Origin of the sequence: Mycobacterium asiaticum, assembly GCF_001673635.1 — a bacterium.
Lineage (GTDB): Bacteria > Actinomycetota > Actinomycetes > Mycobacteriales > Mycobacteriaceae > Mycobacterium > Mycobacterium asiaticum_C.
Map to the genome: position 1 here is coordinate 1 of NZ_LZMH01000032.1, position 1,635 is coordinate 1,635.

General features: G+C 71.3%; 3 protein-coding genes. 2 read left to right on the forward strand and 1 reads right to left on the reverse strand.

Going from position 1 to position 1,635, the window contains the following annotated elements; all coding sequences use genetic code 11:
• A partial coding sequence (locus tag A5645_RS28085) for a hypothetical protein (protein WP_216638293.1) occupies positions 1-377 on the forward strand: 377 nt, incomplete at its 5' end.
• 11 nt (positions 378-388) lie between these two features.
• Here A5645_RS28085 and A5645_RS08310 read toward each other — a convergent pair.
• On the reverse strand, positions 389-1,021 hold the full coding sequence (locus A5645_RS08310; protein WP_065129192.1) for a TetR/AcrR family transcriptional regulator: 633 nt from the start codon (positions 1,019-1,021) through the stop codon (positions 389-391).
• Positions 1,022-1,114: 93 nt separating this feature from the next.
• Between A5645_RS08310 and A5645_RS08315 the strand changes: the two genes are divergently transcribed.
• On the forward strand, positions 1,115-1,635 hold a 521-nt coding region (locus A5645_RS08315), incomplete at its 3' end, for a cytochrome P450 family protein (RefSeq protein WP_495525037.1).

Genomic DNA, 1,635 nt, shown 5'->3' on the forward strand with positions numbered 1-1,635 from the left:
TCGGTGGTGCCGGCGGCGGGGCGCGTCTGCTCGGCGACGGTGGCATCGGCGGGGCCGGTGGTGCCGGCGCTCAGGCGGACAACGCCGGTGACGCCGGCGGAACCGGCGGCGGGGGCGGCCGCGGTGGAGCGGGCGGCTGGTTGTTCGGCAACGGTGCCGGTGGTGGCCGCGGTGGGGCGGGCGGCGCGGCGGGGGCCGGTCCCGGCGGCGCGGGTGGCGACGGCGGCGACGGTGGTTCGACGACGCTGATCGGGGATGGCGGGGACGGCGGCGCCGGGGGGATCGGCGGCCCGGGCGCACCCGTCGGCGCCAATGGGAACGGCGGCACCGGCGGTGCGGGCGGGTTGCTGTTCGGCAGCAACGGATCCACCGGCTAAGAGCAGTCCCTTTAGAGCGGCCAGCTATTCGGCTCGGCGGCGTAACGGATTTCCGGTGACGGCGGCAACGGACGCCGTTCGCCGGTGGAGATCGCGTCGATGACCAGCGCGACGTAGCGTCGCCAGCCGTCGCTGCCGCTGTCCATCGTCGACAACACGCTGTAGAGCATCGCGATGAGGCGGGGTAGGTCGTCGGCGACGAGGTCCTCGCGTATCCGGCCTTCCCGCTGGCCCCGCCGGACCAGCTCGTCGAGCGCCTCGTTGAGGGCGTCCGAGACGTCGGGGGTCAGGGATCCGGCTCGGTGCGCGGCGGCCAGCAGGTGGTGTTCTTGGGCCCCGAGCGCTATCGCCGCCTGCACCAGATGCGTCAGGCCCTGCAGCGGGTCCGGCGCGCGGCGCGCGTCTTCGATTGCGGGCGTCAGGTGTTCGGCGATGCTCTGATCGAGGGCGGCGCGGACCAGCTCGCCCTTGGCGGGGAAGCGGCGGTACAGGGTCCGTTCGCCGACACCGGCCCGACGGGCCACCGCCTCCACGGGCGCATCCGGGCCGGTCTCGGCGTAGACCTCGCGGGCGGCGCGCAGGATCCGCTCCACGTTGCGCGCCGCGTCGGCCCGCAACCGGTGTCGCTCTTCCACCGCGGTCACCGGCCCAGCGTAACTGACAGTTGACTGCCAGTATGTCCGGTCCTAGGCTCGTACAACTGGCAGCCGTCTGACACTTGATGGGAATCACCGGTCATGTCAACCACTTCCGATGTTCGCTCCGAGGCTGACCTTCCGGTCATTCCCGTCCAGCGCGCCGCCCAGTGTCCGCTCGCTCCGCCGGCCGAATTCGTCAGCTGGCGCGACGAGCCCGGGTTGCGCAAGGCGATGTATCACGGTCAACCGGCGTGGGTGGTGAGCCGTTACCGGGACATCCGCGCGGCCCTGGTCGATCCGCGATTGTCCGCCGACACCATCCCGGACTTCATGAAGCCGCAGAACACCGAGAACACGCCGGTGATGTTCGCCCGGGTGGACGATCCCGAGCATCATCGGTTGCGCCGCATGCTCACCGGCAACTTCACCTTCCGCCGCACCGAGGCCATGCGGCCGCAGATCCAGGACCTCGTCGACCACTACCTGAATCAGATGATCAGCAAGGGTCCGCCCGCCGATCTGGTCCGGGAATTCGGGTTGCCGGTCCCCTCGCTGGTGATCGCCCTGCTGCTCGGCGTGCCGCCGGAAGACCTCGAGCTGTTCCAGCACCACACCACCGT